Genomic DNA, 19817 nt, shown 5'->3' with positions numbered 1-19817 from the left:
GTGGATGCCGCGGACTCAGATGCGACCGGCGTGCACGGCCTCGAGGGCCGCGGCATCCGTCTCGCTCATGCCCTCGATCGGCTCGCCGTTCCAGACGATGTCGTCGCCGAGGGCGGCGAGGACCTCTTTGCGGTCGCCGTGCGAGATCTTCGCGCCGTGCGCGATCGTGGCCGGACTCCAGAGCATCGCGGCGTCGTCCCACCATCCGGCGCCGACGTCGCGCACGTGGAGCAGGTCGTGCAGGGTCTTCGGCAGGTGCGACAGCGGCTCGGTGAACGCGTCGGCGATCACCGCGAGCGTGATCTGCCGCTCGGTCCCGGGGATGGCGACGACCGGCTCGGTGAGCTCGCCCTGGATCGCCCTGGCGACGTCGTCGGCCTCGAGCAGGATGATGCCGTTGGTGGGGCGCGGGTTGCACTCGATGATCTTGTAGTCGGGGGCCGCGTCGGTGCCGTGGTCGACGAAGTCGAACGAGATCTGCCCCGTGAAGCCCGGGTCGAGGGCGGCGACGAGCTGCTGCGTGTAGCGCAGGGTGTCGGTGCTGTCGACGGCGATGAACGCGATCGCGGTGGAGTGCGCCCACTGCTCGGCCGCCCGGTAGGTCGTGTGCGCCTGCACCGTGCCGTCGACGACCACGCTGTAGGTGCAGACCATCGGCCCGTCGACGAACGGCTGCACGAGCCACGGCTGCTCGGGGGTCGGCACGCAGTCCCCGATCGGCACCTTGCCCGCGAGCGGGCCCGTGTTGGTGAGCAGGCCGACGCCACCACGTGAGAAGGCCGCGCGGGCGAAGTAGCGGGGGAATCGTTCGGTGGCGGTGCGCAGCTCGTCGGGCGAGGTGACGACGACCGTCTCGGGGATGGGCACGCCGGCATCCTCGGCGAGGCGCTGGAAGCTCGCCTTGTCGTGCAGGCGCGCGAGGTCGCCGAAGCGTCCGGCGTACAGGCGCACCCCCTCGGGCAGGTCGGCCGCGCGGGCGGCGAGGTAGAAGACCTCCTCGAAGGTCGGGATGACGACCTCGATGTCGTGCTCCTCGACGTAGGCGTTGACCGTTTCGATGAACGCGTCGGTCTCGAAGCGCGGCGACGGGGTCGTCAGGTGGCCCGCGAGGAATCGAGAATGGCTGCCGACCGCTCCCTCGTACGTGTCGGCGGCGAAGACCGTGTGCCCCACGCTCCCGAGCTTGCGGATCAGATCCAGGGCGAAGGTGTTGCGGGAACTGGTGACGAGCACGCGCATGGAAGCACCCTTGATCGTGGCGGCGAACGTTGGCGTCACTCTATCCACACCCCCGACACCCCGACATCGTCGCCCGGGAAACGTGTCGGCAACACGGTGCTGAGTAGAGTCTTGGCATGGGTGACCTCTTCGACGGTTACGGCTCCACGCTGGCGCCGCGCAAGACCGCATCCGGCATCCCGGCGTACGACGAGATGTTCGGTGTCCCGGCCACGGCCGGAGACGCCGCACCCTCTCGCGAGGCGTACCGGGAGCTGTACCAAGCGCTCGCGCAGATGACCCAGGAGGAGCTGCGCGGGCGCACCGAGTCGCTCGCGAGCTCCTATCTGGCGCAGGGCGTGACGTTCGACTTCGCGGGCGAGGAACGGCCGTTCCCGCTCGACGCGGTGCCCCGGGTCATCGCCTACGACGAGTGGTCGCGCATCGAGGCGGGCGTGAAGCAGCGCGTCCGCGCGCTCGAGGCCTTCCTCGACGACGCCTACGGCAATCAGCACTGCGTGCGCGACGGCATCCTGCCCGCCGGTCTCATCTCGTCGTCGCAGTATTTCTACCGTCAGGCCGCCGGCATCCGCAGCGCCAACGGCGTGCGCATCCAGGTGTCGGGCATCGACCTCATCCGCGACGAGCACGGCGAGATGCGCGTGCTCGAAGACAACGTCCGCGTGCCCTCCGGCGTCTCGTACGTCATCTCGAACCGCCGCGTGATGGCGCAGACCCTGCCCGAGCTGTTCGTGTCGATGCGCGTGCGCCCCGTGGGCGACTACCCGAACAAGCTTCTCGCGGCGCTGCGCGCCTCCGCCCCGCCCGGTATCGACGACCCGAACATCGTCGTGCTCACCCCGGGCGTCTACAACTCGGCCTACTTCGAGCACACGCTGCTCGCGCGCCTGATGGGCGTCGAGCTCGTCGAGGGGCGCGACCTGCTGAGCATCGGCGGCAAGGTGTTCATGCGCACCACCCGCGGACCGCAGCGCGTCGACGTCATCTACCGTCGCGTCGACGACGACTTCCTCGACCCGCTGCAGTTCCGCGCCGACTCGATGCTGGGTGCTCCCGGCCTGATGCTGGCGGCGCGCCTCGGCAACGTCACGATCGCCAATGCGGTCGGCAACGGCGTCGCCGACGACAAGCTGCTCTACACGTACGTGCCGGACCTCATCCGGTACTACCTGGCCGAAGAGCCCATCCTCAAGAACGTCGACACGTGGCGGCTCGAAGACCCCGGTGCCCTCGAAGAGGTGCTCGACCGGCTGCCCGAGCTCGTGGTCAAGCCCGTCGACGGTTCCGGCGGAAAGGGCCTGGTGGTGGGCCCCGACGCCTCGCCCGCCGAACTCGACCAGCTGCGGAAGCGGCTTCTCGCAGACCCGCGTGGCTGGATCGCGCAGCCGGTGGTCATGCTCTCGACCATCCCGACGCTGGTCGAAGACGGGATGCGGCCGCGGCACGCCGACCTGCGTCCGTTCGCCGTCAACGACGGCGACGACATCTGGGTGCTCCCCGGCGGTCTCACCCGCGTGGCGCTGCCGGAGGGCCAGCTCGTCGTCAACTCGAGCCAGGGTGGCGGGTCGAAGGACACCTGGGTCGTCGGTGGTTCGGCCCCCTCGCACGTCGAGTACGGCCAGGGCAGTGGCGTCTCGGGACTGGTCGCCGACCAGGCGGCGGTCACCGAGTCCATTCCGATCATCTACGACGGTCAGCCCGCTCCCGCGACCTCGCCGCACGATCGGCGTCCGGGCCGCGATCAGCAGGAGCAGCAGCAGCAGGCCGACGTGAACGTGCAGCACGGCCCGCAGGCGGAGCAGCAGCAGCAACAGGCGTGCGAGCGGGTCGCGGACCCTTCGACGGGCTCAGGGTCCTCGGTTGCCGGACGGGAGCAGGGGTCATGCTGAGCCGCATCGCAGATCCTTCGACGAGCTCAGGGACCAGGGAGGTCGGCTCATGCTGAGCCGCATCGCAGAATCGCTGTTCTGGATCGGGCGCTACATCGAGCGCAGTGACGGCACGGCGCGCATCCTCGACGTGCACCTTCAGCTCCTGCTCGAAGACCCGTGGATCGATGAGGACACGGCGTGCCGGTCGCTGCTGAGCGTGATGGGCTCGGCCTGGCCCGAGAACATCGACATCGTGCGCCGCGACGATGTGCTCGCGCGTCTGGCCGTCGACCGGATGAACCCGTCGAGCATCGCGTACTCGCTCACCGCCGCGCGCGAGAACGCCCGCCGCGCACGCGAGATCGTCTCCACCGAGCTCTGGGAGACCCTCAACACCACGAATTCCCGGATGCCACGACGGTTGCAGACCGAGAAGGTCCATGAGTTCTTCCAGTGGACGCGCGAGCGTGCGGCCCTGGCCATCGGCATCGTCGACTCGTCCACCAACCGCGACGAGGCGTGGCAGTTCTTCACTCTCGGCCGCAGCATCGAGCGCACCGACATGACGGCGCGGCTGTTGGCCACGCGGTCGCTGACCGAGGTGTCGGGTCCATCGTGGACGACGATCCTGCGTTCGTGCGGCGCATACGAGGCGTACCTGCGCACGTACCGGGGGATGCCGAGCGCTCGCAACGCCGCGGAGTTCCTGCTGCTCGACCGCCTGTTCCCGCGTTCGATCATCTTCTCCATCCAGCGCGCAGAGGACTGCATGAGCGCCATCGATCCCCGCGCCGATCGCGTCGGTCACTCCAACACGGTGCTCCGCGCTCTCGGGCAGATCCGCAACGACCTCGAGTACCGGCCCATCAGCGAGATCCTGTCGGAGCTGCCCGAGCACATGCAACGCGTGCAGACGGTCACGCGTGAGGCGTCGGAGGCGATCCGTTCGCGGTTCTTCCCGACGCAGGCCGAGCCGAGCTGGATCGGGGAGATCTCGTGAAACGTCTGCGTATCGAGCACCAGACCGGGTTCATCTACCCGGGCGACGTCTCGGCGTCGTACAACGAGGCCCGGATGCTGCCGCACTCGACCGACAGCCAATTCGTGCTGAGCTCATCGCTCGACATCGAACCGTCGACCTCGGTCAATCAGTACGTCGACTACTTCGGCACACGGGTCGCGGCTTTCGACGTGCTGTCGCCGCACTCGGCGCTCACGATCACGGCACGCTCGCTCATCGAGGTGCGTCCGCGTCCGATCGAGCACGCCGACATCACCTGGGAGCAGCTCGCCGCCGAGGCCGGCCGATCCATCTCGACCGTCGAGCAACTCACCCAGACGCGTCGTACGACCCCGCATCCCGAGGTCGCCGCGCTGGCGCGGTCCATCGCCGCGCAACATGAGCGCCCGGGCCCTGCTGCCCACGCCATCGCGGAGGCCGTGGGCGACGCCATCGACTACATGCAGGGCGTCACGGCCGTCACGTCGACGGCCGTCGATGCCTGGGAGGCCCGCAAGGGCGTCTGCCAGGACATCGCGCACATCGCGATCGGGGCGCTCCGCGAGGTCGGCATCCCGGCCCGCTACGTCTCGGGCTACCTGCACCCGAAGCCCTCCGCCGAGGTCGGCGAGGCGGTGACGGGGGAGTCGCACGCCTGGGTGGAATGGTTCGCCGGCGACTGGCAGGGCTTCGACCCCACGAACAACATCGAGATCGGCGACCGCCACGTGCTCGTGGGCCGCGGTCGCGATTACAACGACGTGCCGCCCCTGCGCGGCGTGTACGCCGGCCCCGGCCGCAGCAACCTCAAGGTGAAGGTGACGATCACGCGCGAGACCTGAGCCGGGTCAGTCGGCGGCCGCGGCCCCGAGCAGCGTCCGGATCTCGCGGTGAAGGGCGGGGAGGTCCGCTTCTTCACCGCGATCGGCGCGGCGCGCCCACTCGTCGAGGGCCGTGCGCATCTCGAGGGCCGCGAGACCGATCGCCGCGCGAACGTCGAGCTCGCTGAGGCCGATGCGCGCGGCGATCTCGGGGACGAACCGGTCGGACGAGGTCGCCTCGCGGCGGATGGCGGCGCCGAGCAGTGCCGGTTCGTGACCGATGAGGCGCCGCACGCGCAGGAATCGGGCACGCGCGTGGGCGTCGGCATGCAGGCGGTCGAGTTCGCGGGCGAACACCTCTCGCAACGCCCGGGTGAGGGCGGCGATGTCGTCGCCGTCGGCACCGATCTCGGCGAAGGCGGTCACGAAGCGTTCGTCGTCGATGAAGACGGCGTCCTCCTTCGTGCCCGCGAGGCGGAAGAAGGTGCGGGCCGAGACGCCCGCGCGGGCGGCGATCTCGTCGACGGTCGTGCGCGCGACGCCCTTCTCCTCGAACAGGTCGAGGGCGGCCTCGCAGATCTCGAGCGTCGTCTCGCGGCGCCGACGGTCGCGTAGCGCCTCGCCGACGGGTGCCGCTGCGGTCTCCATGTCGGCTACAGTAGTCCATGTCTTATTGGCAGTCACTGCCACAATGTCACTAGCTGCTCACCTTCCGTTCAGATTGGTCGTCCATGGTCGCCACCGGAACCGTCCCCACCGCCGCCCCGCCCGGAAAGGCCGCCGTGCGTCCGGGCGCCGTCATCGCGCTGCTCGTCGTCGCCGCCTTCGTCGTCATCCTGAACGAGACGATCATGGGTGTCGCGCTGCCCGAGCTCATGCGCGAGCTCGACATCTCCGCCGCCACCGCGCAGTGGCTCACCACGGCCTTCCTGCTCACCATGGCCGTCGTCATCCCGGCCACGGGGTTCCTCATCCAGCGCTTCCCCCTGCGCACGCTGTTCTTCACCGCGATGGGGCTGTTCACGCTCGGAACAGTGATCGCCGCCGTCGCCCCGGGCTTCGGGGTCCTGCTACTCGGGCGCATCGTGCAGGCGTCCGGCACGGCGATCATGATCCCGCTGCTGTTCACGACCGTGCTCAACGTCGTCCCCGCCCACCGGCGCGGACGCATGATGGGCCTCATCTCGATCGTCATCTCGGTGGCGCCGGCCGTAGGGCCCACCGTCTCGGGCCTGATCCTGTCGGTCTTCCCGTGGCGGGCGATGTTCATCGTGATGGTGCCGATCGCCCTCGTCGCGATCGCCCTCGGCGCCCGGTGGGTGCGCAACCTCACCGAGACCCGTCGCGTCACCCTCGACGTGCCGTCGGTCGTGCTCTCGGCCCTCGCCTTCGGTGGCATCATCTTCGGCCTGTCGAGCATCGGCGAGGCGGCCGGCGGTCACGCGATCGTTCCGGTCTGGATCCCCCTCGTCGTCGGGGCCCTGGCGCTCGCGGCCTTCGTCGTGCGTCAGCTTCGTCTCGGCTCCACCGACCGGGTGCTGCTGAACCTCGCGGTCTTCCGTCACTCCGCATTCACCGTCGCCGTGATCCTCGTCGTGGTCGCCATGACGACGCTGTTCGGCGTGCTGATCCTGCTGCCGCTGTACCTGCAGAACGTGCTCGGCCTCGGAACGCTGCCCACCGGCCTGATGCTGCTGCCCGGCGGGTTGCTCATGGGCCTCATGGCTCCCATCGTCGGCAACCTCTTCGACCGCTTCGGCGCGCGGCCCCTCGTGCTGCCGGGCGCGGTCGTCGCCAGCCTCGCCCTGTGGGGCTTCGCGACGCTGTCGACCTCGACGCCGATCGGCTTCGTCATCGCCGTGCATTGCGTGCTGAGCCTGGGGCTGGCTTTCATGTTCACGCCCCTCATGACCTCGGCGCTCGGCTCGCTCCCGCGCGAGCTCTACCCGCACGGCTCCGCGATCGTCTCCACCGTCCAGCAGCTCGCCGGTGCGGCCGGCACGGCGGTCTTCGTCACGCTCATGACCGTGGGCGCCGCGGCGGCGACGTCGGGCGACGGCGCATCGCCGGTGGATGCCACGGCCTCCGGCATCCACTCGGCTTTCTTCGTCGCGGCGTGCCTGTCGTTGGCCGTCATCGTGCTGGCGGCGTTCGTGCGCACGCCGAAGCAGGTCGAGGCTGTCGAGGGGATGCCGGTGCATTGACCCTGGCCCGGGGGCTCTCTCGCGCGTACGATGTGGTCAGACCACACGAAAGAGAGACCCCCATGGTTCAGCGTCAGCTGCCGAAGGTCGGCGAGCTCCTCGAGCTCATGCAGTTCAAGAAGCCCGAGCTCGACGCGCGCAAGCGCCGGCTGGATGCGGCGCTCACGATCGCGGACCTCCGCACGATCGCGAAGCGTCGCACGCCCAAAGCCGCCTTCGACTACACCGACGGTGCCGCCGAGGGCGAGCTGTCACTGGAGCGCGCTCGTCGCGCGTTCCAGGACGTGGAGTTCCACCCCGACATCCTGCGCCCCGCCGCCGTGGTTGACACCTCGTGCGAGATCCTCGGCGGGCCCTCGGCGCTGCCGTTCGGCATCGCGCCCACCGGGTTCACCCGGCTGATGCAGACCGAGGGCGAGACGGCGGGAGCGTCTGCGGCGGCGGCCGCCGGCATCCCCTTCACCCTCTCGACCCTCGGCACGACCTCGATCGAGGGGGTCAAGGCCGCCAACCCGGTCGGTCGCAACTGGTTCCAGTTGTACGTGATGAAGGATCGCTCCATCTCGTACGGTCTCGTGGAGCGGGCCGCTGCGGCCGGGTTCGACACGCTGCAGTTCACCGTCGACACACCCATCGCCGGGGCCCGCCTGCGCGACAAGCGCAACGGCTTCTCGATCCCGCCGCAGTTGACCGTCGGCACCATCGTCAACGCGATCCCGCGCCCCTGGTGGTGGATCGACTTCCTCACCACCCCCAAGCTCGAGTTCGCCTCGCTCAGCACCACCGGCGGCACCGTCGGCGAGCTGCTGAACGCCGCGATGGACCCCACCATCAGCTACGACGACCTCGACGTCATCCGGCGCATGTGGCCCGGCAAGATCGTGGTCAAGGGCGTCCAGAACGTGCAGGATGCCGCACGCCTGGTCGATCAGGGCGTCGACGGCATCGTCCTCTCCAACCACGGCGGGCGTCAGCTCGACCGCGCACCCATCCCCTTCCACCTGCTGCCCACGGTGGTGCGCGAGGTGGGCAAGGACGCCACGGTCATGGTCGACACCGGCATCATGAACGGCGCCGACATCGTGGCATCCATCGCGCTCGGGGCGAAGTTCACCCTCATCGGCCGCGCCTACCTCTACGGACTCATGGCCGGCGGACGGCAGGGCGTGGACCGCACCATCGCGATCCTTCGCAGTGAGATCGAGCGCACGATGACCCTGCTGGGCGTCTCGTCGATCGACGAACTGGAACCGCGGCACGTCACGCAACTCACGCGACTCGTGCCCGTGGGATCGCAGGGGGTCCACGTACGGGCCTGAGGCGGAAACCCCATGCTTGACGTTGAGTAATGAGGCGACTCATAATTGAGTGCACTCGAATGCGAGGGCATCACGCGTACCCGTCAGCATCGAAGGAGCCCGCCATGGCCACCGGCAGCACGTCCGAACCTCTCATCACCTCATATGCGCTCGCGCCGGCGAAGACGCTCACCGTCGACGGCGACACGTTCGCCTACCGCGAGCTCGGTCCGAGAGAAGACGTTCCGGTCATCTTCTTCGTCCACCTCGCGGCGACCCTCGACAATTGGGATCCGCGCATCGTCGACGCGATCGCCCGGACCCGCCGCGTCATCACCTTCGACCAGCTCGGCGTCGGAGCGTCCTCCGGACGAGTCCCCGACACCCTCGAAGAAGCAGCCGACGACGCATACCGCTTCATCACCCGGGGTCTCGGTTACGACAAGATCGACGTCTTCTCGTTCTCGATGGGGGGCATGATCGCGCAGGACCTCGTCGTGAAGCATCCCGAGCTGGTGCGCAAGCTCGTGCTCACCGGCACCGGGCCGCGCGGCGGGAAAGACATGGACAAGGTGGTCGGCGTGACCTACTGGGACATCTTCCGGTCGGTGATCACGCGCTCCGACCCGAAGGAGTTCCTCTTCTTCAATCGTGACGCGGCCGGGAAGAAGGCGGGCAAGGCGTTCGTCGAGCGTCTCAAGGAGCGCACCGTCGATCGCGATGAGCCGATGAAGAACGCCGGCTTCACCCGGCAGTTGAAGGCGATCGTCCGCTACGGCCGTTCGGCGCCGTCCGACCTTTCGGTCATCACCCAGCCGACCCTGATCGCGAACGGCGACAACGACCGCATGGTGCCCTCCGTGCTCTCGGAGGACCTGCACCGGCGCATCGCGGGCTCGCGGGTGATCATCTACCCGAACTCCGGACACGGTGGGGTCTTCCAGTACTGGGAGCAGTTCGCCCCCGTCGCCGCCGAGTTCCTCAACGACTGACCCGCGCCGGTCCCCACAGGAGAAGCCATGGCCGACAGCACGAACGACAAGCCGGGTGTGTCCACCCACTTCACCTCATCGATCCTGCTCTGGATGCGATCCGACAAGCCGCGGCAGGAGGGGATGGATCGATGGAAGGGACCGCACTCGGGCATCATCGCGGCGACTCCCGGACTGCTGGAGTATCGGCAGATCCATCTCGACGCCCATAATCCCGGCCGCTGGCCGTCCGCGCCGGGCATCGAGGCCGCGATCCCGGAGGATCGCCGCATCGACGGCATCGCCGAGGTCACCTTCGAGAACGTCCTCTCGCCCCTGGCCGGCCGCAAGCAGACCGCGCTGGCGTTCGAGGACGAGGTGAACATCTTCCGCCGCACCCTGCTGCACGCCGGTCCTCCGGGAACGTCGCGATGGTACGACGTCGCACCGGGGCGGAAGACCGGTTCGCGGGCCCTCATCTACCTGCGCAGAGGTGAGGAGGAGGGGACGGTCGCCTTCCACCGATTCGTCAAGAAGACGCTCACCCCGGCGCTCATCGCCGTCGGTTCGCTCACCGAGCTGCGCACCCAGGTCTTCCTCCCGTGGAGTGAGAAGACCTGGGACACCCCGAACGTGGCTCACGACAATCCCGCCGACCAGCACCTGCACGCCTCGCTGATCCTGGGCTTCGTCGACGATGCGGCGCGCGACGCGTTCTACGCCGAGTACGCGCCGCAACTCGGCGACCTGCTGGCTCCGCACGTGTCCGCGATCCACGCGTACGACGTCGTCGAGGCCCTCACCTACGTGCGCGACAGCCGGATCCTGCCTCACGCCGAAAGCTGAACGACGGAGAAGGGGAGCTTCGCAGAGGTTCCCCCTCTCCGGTCACCGGGGAAGCGCGGCGGCGAGCTGGGTTCGGACGTCGGTGAGCAGCTGCTCGACGCTGCTGTCGACCTGGTCGCTGCGGGACATGGTCAGGAACAGGACCGCGGAGACCACGCTCGCCAGGGCCTGCGCCTCGACGAGGTCGAGTCGCAGGTGTCTCACGAGGAGGGCCGCCGCGGCGGCCTCCGTTCGCCCGACGATGGCCAGCGCCGCGGCGTGGTGGGGCTCGGTGGGATCGCCGAACACCATCTCGCGAAGGTAGGCGCGTCCGTTGTCTATCTGCGCGCGGTTGCAGCGGACGACGGGCTCGACGAGCGCCATGAGGGCGGCGAGTGCCGAGGGGGCCGCCGCGCTCGCAGCCAGCCCGCGCTCCAGGGCCACCTCGTACAGGGCGTTCTGTGCCAGGAGCAGGAGCTCCCCCTTCGTCTTGGCGTAGAGGAAGAGCGTGCCGGCGCCGATGTCGGCCGCGTCGGCGATCTGCTGCGTGGTGACCTCGTCGACGCTGTGCGTCGCGAACAGCTCGGTGGCGACCGCGGTGATGCGCTCGAGCTTCGCCTGCTTGTTGCGCTCGCGACGCCCCGGCGTTTCGTTGGCGACTGACATGGACATCCTTCGGGAATAGATTCTGACTATGCTCAGTTTTGAGTGTAGTCAGTGCGACGGGAACCCGACACCCTTCGCGCTGATCCACCCGAGGCCGCGTCACGGCTCGCCCATCGTGCGAGCCGCCACCGCGACACACCCTCCATGCAAAGGAATGTCACCCACATGAACTCTCCCACCTCTCTCTGGCAGCCCTTCACCCTCGGCGGGATCGCGCTGTCGCACCGTCTCGCGCTGGCGCCGATGACGCGCAACCGCGCGAACGCGGATGGCACGCCGGGTGGGCTCGCGGCGGAGTACTACGCTCAGCGCGCGTCGCTCGGTCTGCTGATCACCGAGGGGACCCAGCCGTCCGGCGACGGGCAAGGCTACATGAACACCCCCGGCATCTACACGCCCGACCAGATCGCGGGATGGCGTGAGATCGCGGATGCCGTGCACGAGAACGGCGGGCACCTCTTCATCCAGCTCATGCACGTCGGCAGGATCTCCCACCCCGACAACACCCCGCACCATCGTCAGCCGGTCGCGCCGTCGGCGATCTCCGCCGAGCAGGACATGTACACCCCCCAGGGTCCGCAGAAGACGACGGTGCCGCGTGAACTGTCGGTCGCCGACATCCAGGACGTGATCGGCGAGTTCCGCCACGCCGCCGCCTCCGCCATCGCCGCGGGAGCCGACGGAGTGGAACTCCACGCCGCCAACGGATATCTGCTGCACCAGTTCCTCGCCCCCAACGCAACCACCGCACCGACGAGTACGGCGGCTCGATCGAGAACCGGGCCCGGTTCGTCATCGAGGTGGCCCGCGCCGTCGCCGACGAGATCGGCGCCGATCGCACGGGCATCCGCATCTCGCCGGCCTTCCCCCTCGGAGGGCTCGACGAGGGCGACACCGCGGCCGTGCGCGCGCAGTACCGGTACCTGGTGGGCGAGCTCGCAAAACTCAACCTCGTCTACCTCCACGTTCACCACCTCGGCGACGACGAGCTGCTCGCCTCCTTCCGCGAGGTCTGGCCCACCGCCGTGCTCGTGGTCCGGTACGGGCGCGAACGCGAGGGCATCGCCGCCGACATCGACAGCGGCCTGGCCGATATCGCCCCGCTCGGGCGCTTCGCGCTGGCCAACCCCGACATCGTCGAGCGGCTCCGCACCGACGCGCCGCTGAACGACCTCGACCCCTCGACGCTGTACGTCGGCGGCGCTCACGGGTACGTCGACTACCCGACCCTCGCCTCCGTCTGACCCATCGATGTGCCCGGGGCGGGCGGACCCGACGTCCGCCCCGGGCGCACCCCCCTCGTCCGCATCATCTCTTCAGGAGCCCTTCACTCATGACTTCCCTCAACGGCGCCGTGGTCCTCGTCACCGGCGCGAACGGCGGTATCGGCGGCCATTTCGTGCGCGAAGCCCTCGCCCGCGGCGCGGCCAAGGTCTACGCCACCGCCCGCACCCCCCGCGACTGGGGCGACGAGCGCATCGTCCCGCTCGCGCTCGACATCACCGATGCGGCGTCCATCCGCGCCGCCGTCCAGCAGGCGCCGGACGTCACCGTGCTCATCAACAACGCCGGTACCTCGACGCCGACCCCCGGCATCCTGAGTCACTCCGATGACGAGATCCGCGCGACCATGGAGACGAACTTCTTCGGGCCGCTCTTCCTCGCCCGCGCCTTCGCGCCGACGCTCACGGCGAAGGGCGGTGACACCGCGATCGTCGACATCCACTCCGCTCTCGCCTGGTACGCCCGTGCGGGCATCTATTCGGCCAGCAAGGCGGCACTGTGGTCGGCGACGAACTCGCTGCGCCTCGAGCTGCTGCCGGCGGGGGTCCACGTCGTCGGTGTGCACGTCGGATACGTCGACACCGCCATGGCGGCCGGTGCGGAGGGGCCCAAGCTCGACCCCGTCGACCTCGTCGGCCAGGTGCTGGACACGCTCGAGGCCGGGGGCCACGAGGTGCTCGCCGACGGCACCTCGGTGCAGCTCAAGGCCGGATTGTCGGCGCCTCTCGAGGCCGTCTACCCGGAGCTCGCCGCCCGGGGGTAGGAGCGGGTGCCGGGGCGAGCGGAGGAGCCCCGTCAGGCGTCGGCGGCGTCGTGCGCTCGCGCTCCGGCGGTCTTCAGCATCGTCCGCGCCGTCTCCACGGCGAGGCCGGGCGTCGGTCCGCCGTGGACGACGGCGCGGGTCCCGACGCCGTCGTAGATCATCGTGAGCTGGTGGGCGAGCAGCAGCGGATCGGCTGCGCCGGCGTCTTCCGCCGCGGCGCGGAAGTACTCCGTCAGCGTGTCGTGGAAATCGAGGACGACCTGTCGCGCGGGGTGGTCGGGGGCCTTGATGCCGGTGGCGACGGAGACGTACGCGCAGCCCCGGAAGTCGGGGTCCGCCACGAGCCCCTCCACGCGCTCGAAGAGCGACATGATGCGCTCGGATCCCGACAGGGAGTCGGCGTTCTCGGGAATGAGCTTCGCCAAGAAGCCGGGGATGCTGCGCCGCAGTGCCGCCGCCAGCAGCTCGTCCTTGCTGCCGAAGAGCTGATACATGGACTTCTTCGACACCCCCGCCGCCTGGCACAGGGCGTCCACGCCCACGTGCACACCCACGGTATAGAACAGCAGCGCCGCCGCGTCCAGGAGTCGTTCGCGCGTCGAGGGCGCCTCGCTCGTCGGGGGCGCTGCTGCGGGGGAAGGGGCGGCCGGGGGAGTCATGTCCCCCAATCTACGCCTCCGGCTTGCGAATGGAAACCGATCGGTTTACGGTGATGGAAACCGATCAGTTTCCACCCTTGGAGAAGCCATGACACTGAACGACCCCACCTCGACGCCGACCACCGATCTCCCCGTCACCACGCGCGCGTGGCACCTGGCGAGCCGGCCCGTCGGCGAGCCGACGGCCGAGAACGTCGTGATCGACACGGTCCCGCTCGCCGAGCTCGCCGAGGGCGAGATCCTCGTCGAGAACGAGTACCTGTCGGTCGACCCCTACATGCGCGGTCGGATGAGCGACAAGAAGTCCTACATCGAGCCCTACGAGGTGGGGGCGCCGCTGGACGGCCCCGCGGTCGGCCGGGTCATCGCGTCCCGGGTGGACGGGTACTCCGTGGGCGACCACGTCTTCCACGGTCTCGGCTGGCGCGAGCACGCGGTCCTCGACGCGGCGACGGTGTACAAAGTGGACCCGCGGCTCGCCCCCCTGTCGGCCTACCTCGGCGTGCTGGGCGTGCCGGGCGTGACCGCCTACATCGGCATCGAGCGCTTCGCGAAGCTGACGGGGGGCGAGACCGTCTACGTCTCCGGCGCGGCCGGGGCCGTGGGATCGGTCGTGGGCCAGATCGCGAAGCTGAAGGGAGCGGCCAGGGTCATCGGCAGCGCGGGGTCGGACGAGAAGGTCGCCCAGCTGGTCGAGGAGTTCGGCTTCGACGCGGCCTTCAACTACAAGACGCGCCCCATCGCCGACAGCCTCGCCGAGCTGGCGCCGGAGGGCATCGACGTGTTCTTCGACAACGTGGGAGGTGAAGCGCTGGAAGCGGCCATCGGCGCCTTGAACATCCACGCGCGGATCGTCCTCTCCGGCATGGTGTCGCAGTACAACGGCCAGCCGGTCGTCGGCCCGCGCAACATCTGGAACCTCGCCGTCACGCGCTCGGCGCTGCTGACCTTCATGGTGACCGAGGAGATGGACCTGCAGCCGCAGTTCCTTCAGGAGGCGGCGGGATGGCTCGCCACGGGCGCGCTGCGCTCCCGCGAGACGGTGGTCGACGGATTCGAGAACACCCTCGAGGCCTACTCGGCGATGATGCGCGGTGAGAACATCGGCAAGATGCTCGTCCGGCTCTGACGTCGCGCGCCCACCTGCAGCTCGCGGGCATCAGCCGCCGCCGCGCGGCCGCGCGCCGTCGACGAGGCGCGCACCCTTCGCCATGCCGACACGACGAGACCCCCGTCCCTCCGCTCGACCGGAGATCGACGGGGGTTTCGTCGTGCCGTCCGTGTCGTTCCCTCTGTCGCGTCGATCGGTGCCCGCCGCACCTCAGCCGGTCGGGGCGTCGGCCGTCGACTGCTGCTCGCGCCGCGACGCGCCCGCGCCGAGTGTCAGTGTCGAGGCGAGACCGAGCGTCAGGAAGGCCGCCGCGGTGAAGGCCGCGGCGCGCGTGCCGTCGCTGAAGGCCGCGCGGGCGTTGATCGCCAGATCCTGCGTCTCGGGCGAGGCGGCGAGGCCGGCGATCGCCGCGCCCGCGCTGTCGACGACCTGTGAGACCACCTGGTCGCGCTCGGCGGCGGGGATCCCGCGGTCGTCGAGGGTGGATGCCAACACTCCCGCGGTGGTCGAGAAGAGCACGGTGCCGAGGATCGCGACGCCGAGGGCCGCACCCAACTGGCGCGAGGTCGATTGCGTGCCGGAGGCCTGACCGCTCGCGGAGGGCGGGACGTCGGCCAGGACGACACCGGTCAGCTGGGCGGTGGCGAGTCCCACGCCGAGTCCGTAGACGAAGAGGAAGGGGATGAGCGGTCCCCACGTGGCATCCGGTCCGATCGTGAAGGCGACGCCGGCGACGCCGATGATCTCGGCGAGGAGGCCGCCGCGCACGATCCACACCGGTGCCACCTTTCCGCTGAACACCCCGGCGACACCGCTCGCGACGAAGGAGCCGATGGCGAGCGCGAGCAGGAGCAGACCCGTCTGCAGGGCGTCGAAGCCGACGACGAACTGCAGCCACAGGGGCAGAGCGAGGATGATGCCGAACTCGCCGAGCGACACGACGGCGGCCGCGATGTTGCCGTTGCGGAACGACGTGATGCGGAAGAGGTCGAAGGCGAGCAGCGTCGAGCGTCCCCGGCGCTGGCGGCGCACTCCCCACGCGATGAAGGCGACGAGGGCCACCAGGGCCATCGCGAACGCCACCGGCACGGGCGACAGCGGGAACGGCCAGGTCCACTGTCCGACGGCGGGGACGGTGGCGACGGTCCACCATCCGTACGTGCGTCCTTCGATGAGCCCGAAGACGAGCGGGGCCATCGTGAGCACCGAGAGGAGGGCGCCGACGCCGTCGATCCGCTCGACGCGGTCGCTGCGCGACTCGGCGACGGTGAGCAGGACGCCGATCACGATGGCGACGCCCAGCGGGATGTTGATGCCGAACGCCCACCGCCACGAGAAGGCGGTGGTCAGCCAGCCGCCGAGAAGGGGGCCGACGGCGGCCATGCCGCCGATGGTGGAGCCCCAGACGGCGAACGCGATGCCGCGCTCGCGCCCGCGGAAGGTGGCGTTGATGATCGACAGCGTCGTCGGCAGGATCATCGCCCCGCCCACGCCCTGCACGAGCCGCGAGAGGATCAGCAGCCCTCCGGTGGGGGCGAGGGCTGCTGCGACCGAGGCGGCGGCGAAGATGACGACGCCCAGCAGCATCAACCGTCGTCGCCCGAATCGATCGGCGAGACTGCCGAACACGAGCAGGAACGACGCGAAGACGAGGGTGTAGGCCTCTTGGACCCACTGCACCTCGGTCGAGGAGATCTTCAGCTCTTCGACGATCGAGGGCACGGCCACGTTGACGATCGTCGAGTCGACGATGATCAGCGAGACGGCGATGCTGATGAAGACGAGTCCCGCCCACCGGCGGGACGTCTGATTCCCGGTCATGTAGCTAGCTTATCTAGCTAGTTGGGCGAATGCGAGGGGTGCGCGCGGGGCGGAGCGGTCCGGCACGCGCTTCGGGGCGCGATCGGCACTCCGGGGCGCGGGATCCCCGCCCCGACCGGCGGAACGCGCCCCGAACCCCGGGGGAGTGGGCCGCGCACGCCCCGGGAGGGCGCGAGGCGGTCAGCCGCTGTGACGCGGGCGGTGCACCGGGCGCGGGGCGCGCTCGCCCGGGGGCAGCGGAATCGCGGTCGTGCCGGCGATCTCGTCGCTGAAGTCCTCGGGTTCCGCCGGGATCGTCTGCAGGGGGCGCGTCTCGTCGAGCGTGAGGCGGAAGCGCTTCGTCTCGTGGCGGTGGACGCGGCCCGACGCCAGCGTCCACGAGACGCCGATCCCGCACGCGATGAGGGCGACGGCGGCGGCCAGTCCGATCGCCGTGCGCGGCCCGAACTCCGTGGCCACGGCACCCACGATCGGCGCGCCGACGGGGGTGCCGCCGAGCAGGATCGCCATGTAGAGGGCGATCACCCGGCCGCGCAGCGACGGATCGGTGGTGGTCTGCACGTAGCCGTTCGCGGTGGTGAGCGTCGTCACGACGCAGAAGCCGGTCAGAACGAGCGTCGCGGCGTACGTCGCGTAGCTGGGGGCGAAGACCGACAGGGCGGATGCCACGGCGAAGCCGCCCGTCCCCACCACGACCACCCGCATCCGGGCGCGCTCGCGACGCGCGGCCAGGAGGGCTCCGGCGAGGGAGCCGATGGCGACGAACGAGCTGAGCAGGCCGAAGCCGTCGGCGCCGCGGCCGAATTCGAGGGCCATCGTGGAGGCGAAGATGGGGAAGTTCATGCCGAAGGCGCCCAAGAGGAACACCATGACGAAGATGACGACGAGGTCGGGGCGCCGCGCGACGTAGCGGAACCCGTCGGCCAGGCGAGCGGGACCGTTGCGTCGGGCGCGGGCGACGAGCTCGTGCGGCCGCATGATCAGCAGCGCGCCGAGCATCGCGAGGAACGTCACGGCGTTGACGAGGAAGACCCACCCGGTGCCCACGAGCACGATCATCACGCCGGCGACGGCCGGGCCGATGAGTCGGGCCATGTTGAACGACGCGGCGTTCAACGCCACGGCGTTGGAGGCGTTCTCCTGCGACACGAGGTCGGACACGAAGGCCTGCCGCGCGGGGTTGTCGAACGCGGTCACCACGCCGAGGGCCAGCGCGAAGCCGTACATGAGGGGGAGCGTCATCGCTCCGGTGAGCAGCAGGATGCCGAGGCTCACGGCGAGCACGAGGAGGGCGCCCTGCGTGCACATGATGAGCTTGCGACGGTCGAAGCGATCGGCCACCCACCCGGTCACGCCGACCAGCAGGAGCGGCGGGGCGAACTGCAGCGCCATCGTGACGCCCATCGCGGCGGCGTCGTTGTCGGTGAGCTGCGTGAGCACCACCCAGTTCTGGGCGGTGGCCTGCATCCAGGCGCCGACGTTGGAGACGAGCGCTCCGATGAACCAGACGCGGTAGTTGAAGATCGACAGCGACCGGAACATCGATGTGCTCACCTGTCGGCCACCTTCCTCATGATCAGGGCCGCGCGGGCCAGCGTCTCCCGCTCGTCGGGGGTCAGGTCGGCGAGCGACTCCTCGAGGAAGGCGTCTCGTCGCCGGACGGTCTCGTCGACGATCGTGCGGCCGTAGTCGGTGAGGTCGATGCTCACCCGGCGGCGGTCGACGGCATCCGGGATGCGGGTGATGTATCCGGCTTCTTCGAGAAGAGAGACGGTGCGGTTCATCGACGGCGCGGTGACGCGCTCACGATCGGCCAGCTGGCCGAGCGTGTGCGCGCCGTGCACCGTCAGCGCGGCGAGGACGGCGAACTGCCCGTCGCTCATCGTGTCGACGGCTCGTTGCGCCCGGAGGCGGCGAGCCAGTCGGAACGTCGCCATGCGCAACTCGGAAGCTGCGGCGCTGTGGTCAGGAATATCGTCGGTGAGGGGGGATTCGTCGACGCTGTCATTCATGTTCCTGATCGTTAGCCTAACTCATTAGTCCTGCTAAGGGAATGGATGCCGCGCTGCGCGCCACCCCGCGCGGACCGGACGCGTCGACGGGCGGCGCTCTGCGTGCGGTGCGGACTCCGGAACCGCGGGCGGATCGCCGTCGTACACTCGGCCCATGCCCGAGTACGTCGACGCCTACGGCATCCCGATCGTCTACGACGTCTACGACGCGGCCGAGCCGCGCGCGGTGGTGCAGCTGTTGCACGGGGTGGGGGAGCACGCGGGTCGGTACGCCGCCCTGATCGAGGCGCTCGTCGCCGCCGGCTACACCGTGTACGCCGACGACCACCGCGGCCACGGCCGCACGGGCCTCCGCCAGTGGGGCGGCGACCGCAGCAAGCTCGGCCACCTCGGACCCGGGGGGCTGGGAGCCGCCCGCGACGCCGTCTGGACGCTGACGCAGCGCATCCGCGACGCGCACCCCGACCTCCCCCTCGTGCTCCTGGGCCACTCGTGGGGGTCGTTCCTGGCGCAGATGCTGCTCGACCGGCATCCCGAGGCCTTCGACGCCGTCGTGCTGAGCGGCACCGCCCTGCGCCGGCCCGGCTTCCTGAACGCCGGAGACCTGAACGGTCCGTGGAAGCATCTGCGCGGGTCGGGGATGGAGTGGCTATCGAGCGACGAGCAGGTGGGTCGCGACTTCGTCGACGACCCGCTCACCACGTCGGTGCCGCTGCTGCGGCTGTTCGGGCCCATCGAGGCGGCGAAGCTGTTCGGTCGTCCGCGACGGGATCTCGGCCGTGACGTGCCGGTGCTGCTCATGGTGGGACGCGACGACACCGTCGGTGGTCCCCGGAGCGTCCATCGGCTCGCCGACGCCTACCGCGGGCGATCCGGCCTGACCGACGTCTCGGTGCGGGTCTACCCCGGGGCCCGGCACGAGATCTTCGCCGAGGTGCAGCAGGCCGACGTGCGTGCCGATCTGCTCGCGTGGCTCGATGCGCGGCTGCCCGCCGACACCCCGGCGTCGTCGGCGGACTGAACGCGCCGGAACCGGAGCCGTCTGAGAGGGGACGAGGGCCTTCACGGCGCCCGGCCCCTCTCCCCCCATCGGTGGAATCGTCGGAGGCGGTGATGCGCCCCGGGCGATGTGTCCAGCATGAGGGGGCGGGAGCGCGCGGGCGAGACCCGGAAGCGGCCATGTCCGCTAGAGGGCGCTCTTCGTCGGCTGTCACGGACACGCCCGGCGAGCGCGCACTTATTGCGCCTAGTGGCTACACCTTTTGGTTGCTA

At 69.8% G+C, this 19817-nt stretch carries 17 protein-coding genes and 1 pseudogene; 11 read left to right on the top strand and 7 right to left on the bottom strand.

Going from position 1 to position 19817, the window contains the following annotated elements; all coding sequences use genetic code 11:
• Nucleotides 1-15: 15 nt before the first annotated feature.
• On the bottom strand, nucleotides 16-1239 hold the full coding sequence (locus tag QRO03_RS11285) for an ATP-grasp domain-containing protein (RefSeq protein ID WP_285137591.1): 1224 nt from the start codon (nucleotides 1237-1239) through the stop codon (nucleotides 16-18).
• A 116-nt stretch (nucleotides 1240-1355) separates the two neighbouring features.
• On the opposite strand from QRO03_RS11285, the gene QRO03_RS11280 reads away from it, so the two are divergent.
• Genes QRO03_RS11280 through QRO03_RS11270 form a run of 3 tightly spaced genes read left to right on the top strand, consistent with a single transcriptional unit; the run spans nucleotide 1356 to nucleotide 4952 of the window.
• Complete coding sequence (locus QRO03_RS11280) at nucleotides 1356-3128, top strand: circularly permuted type 2 ATP-grasp protein (protein ID WP_285137590.1); 1773 nt, start codon at nucleotides 1356-1358, stop codon at nucleotides 3126-3128.
• 49 nt (nucleotides 3129-3177) lie between these two features.
• Complete coding sequence (locus QRO03_RS11275; protein ID WP_285137589.1) at nucleotides 3178-4110, top strand: alpha-E domain-containing protein; 933 nt, start codon at nucleotides 3178-3180, stop codon at nucleotides 4108-4110.
• Entirely contained in the window at nucleotides 4107-4952 is an 846-nt protein-coding gene (locus QRO03_RS11270; RefSeq protein ID WP_285137588.1) for a transglutaminase family protein, read from the top strand. Before QRO03_RS11275 ends, QRO03_RS11270 begins: the two co-directional genes overlap by 4 nt.
• 6 nt (nucleotides 4953-4958) lie before the next feature.
• Here the strand turns inward: QRO03_RS11270 and QRO03_RS11265 are convergent, their stop codons facing one another.
• Entirely contained in the window at nucleotides 4959-5579 is a 621-nt protein-coding gene (locus QRO03_RS11265) for a TetR/AcrR family transcriptional regulator (RefSeq protein ID WP_285137587.1), read from the bottom strand.
• Between the two features lie 83 nt (nucleotides 5580-5662).
• On the opposite strand from QRO03_RS11265, the gene QRO03_RS11260 reads away from it, so the two are divergent.
• The 4 genes from QRO03_RS11260 to QRO03_RS11245 all read left to right on the top strand — a co-directional run bounded on the left by QRO03_RS11260 (nucleotide 5663) and on the right by QRO03_RS11245 (nucleotide 10250).
• Complete coding sequence (locus QRO03_RS11260; protein WP_285137586.1) at nucleotides 5663-7135, top strand: MDR family MFS transporter; 1473 nt, start codon at nucleotides 5663-5665, stop codon at nucleotides 7133-7135.
• 62 nt (nucleotides 7136-7197) lie between these two features.
• A complete protein-coding gene (locus tag QRO03_RS11255; protein ID WP_285137585.1) occupies nucleotides 7198-8454 on the top strand; it encodes an alpha-hydroxy acid oxidase in 1257 nt (418 codons plus the stop codon).
• 104 nt (nucleotides 8455-8558) lie between these two features.
• Entirely contained in the window at nucleotides 8559-9425 is an 867-nt protein-coding gene (locus QRO03_RS11250; RefSeq protein ID WP_285137584.1) for an alpha/beta fold hydrolase, read from the top strand.
• Between the two features lie 27 nt (nucleotides 9426-9452).
• The gene (locus tag QRO03_RS11245; RefSeq protein ID WP_285137583.1) at nucleotides 9453-10250 is read left to right on the top strand and encodes a strictosidine synthase; all 798 of its coding nucleotides are present in this window, start codon (nucleotides 9453-9455) and stop codon (nucleotides 10248-10250) included.
• A 42-nt stretch (nucleotides 10251-10292) separates the two neighbouring features.
• On the opposite strand, the gene QRO03_RS11240 is transcribed toward QRO03_RS11245, so the two are convergent.
• The gene (locus QRO03_RS11240; RefSeq protein ID WP_285137582.1) at nucleotides 10293-10895 is read right to left on the bottom strand and encodes a TetR/AcrR family transcriptional regulator; all 603 of its coding nucleotides are present in this window, start codon (nucleotides 10893-10895) and stop codon (nucleotides 10293-10295) included.
• 165 nt (nucleotides 10896-11060) lie between these two features.
• Between QRO03_RS11240 and QRO03_RS11235 the strand changes: the two are divergent.
• Nucleotides 11061-12139 (top strand): annotated as a pseudogene (locus QRO03_RS11235) (alkene reductase).
• 89 nt (nucleotides 12140-12228) lie between these two features.
• Nucleotides 12229-12942: an SDR family oxidoreductase gene (locus tag QRO03_RS11230; protein ID WP_285137581.1), complete on the top strand. Its 714-nt coding sequence runs from the start codon at nucleotides 12229-12231 to the stop codon at nucleotides 12940-12942.
• A 32-nt stretch (nucleotides 12943-12974) separates the two neighbouring features.
• Here QRO03_RS11230 and QRO03_RS11225 read toward each other — a convergent pair whose 3' ends face one another.
• Nucleotides 12975-13601 (bottom strand): TetR/AcrR family transcriptional regulator, encoded by a 627-nt coding sequence (locus QRO03_RS11225; protein ID WP_285137580.1) that lies wholly within the window; start codon nucleotides 13599-13601, stop codon nucleotides 12975-12977.
• 88 nt (nucleotides 13602-13689) lie between these two features.
• Here QRO03_RS11225 and QRO03_RS11220 point away from each other — a divergent pair, with 88 nt between their 5' ends.
• A complete protein-coding gene (locus tag QRO03_RS11220; RefSeq protein WP_285137579.1) occupies nucleotides 13690-14730 on the top strand; it encodes an NADP-dependent oxidoreductase in 1041 nt (346 codons plus the stop codon).
• 192 nt (nucleotides 14731-14922) lie between these two features.
• Here QRO03_RS11220 and QRO03_RS11215 read toward each other — a convergent pair whose 3' ends face one another.
• From QRO03_RS11215 to QRO03_RS11205, 3 genes are all read right to left on the bottom strand, one after another.
• Complete coding sequence (locus tag QRO03_RS11215) at nucleotides 14923-16533, bottom strand: DHA2 family efflux MFS transporter permease subunit (RefSeq protein WP_285137578.1); 1611 nt, start codon at nucleotides 16531-16533, stop codon at nucleotides 14923-14925.
• A 180-nt stretch (nucleotides 16534-16713) separates the two neighbouring features.
• The gene (locus tag QRO03_RS11210) at nucleotides 16714-18075 is read right to left on the bottom strand and encodes an MFS transporter (protein WP_285137684.1); all 1362 of its coding nucleotides are present in this window, start codon (nucleotides 18073-18075) and stop codon (nucleotides 16714-16716) included.
• Between the two features lie 8 nt (nucleotides 18076-18083).
• A complete protein-coding gene (locus QRO03_RS11205; RefSeq protein ID WP_285137577.1) occupies nucleotides 18084-18545 on the bottom strand; it encodes a MarR family winged helix-turn-helix transcriptional regulator in 462 nt (153 codons plus the stop codon).
• A gap of 154 nt (nucleotides 18546-18699) precedes the next feature.
• Between QRO03_RS11205 and QRO03_RS11200 the strand changes: the two genes are divergently transcribed.
• Nucleotides 18700-19566: an alpha/beta fold hydrolase gene (locus tag QRO03_RS11200; protein ID WP_285137576.1), complete on the top strand. Its 867-nt coding sequence runs from the start codon at nucleotides 18700-18702 to the stop codon at nucleotides 19564-19566.
• The last annotated feature ends 251 nt before the right edge of the window (nucleotides 19567-19817 follow it).

Source organism: Microbacterium sp. lyk4-40-TSB-66, from assembly GCF_030209475.1.
Classification (GTDB): domain Bacteria; phylum Actinomycetota; class Actinomycetes; order Actinomycetales; family Microbacteriaceae; genus Microbacterium.
Note: the sequence above shows the minus strand (reverse complement) of the source record. Positions and strands in the feature narration are given on the sequence as shown.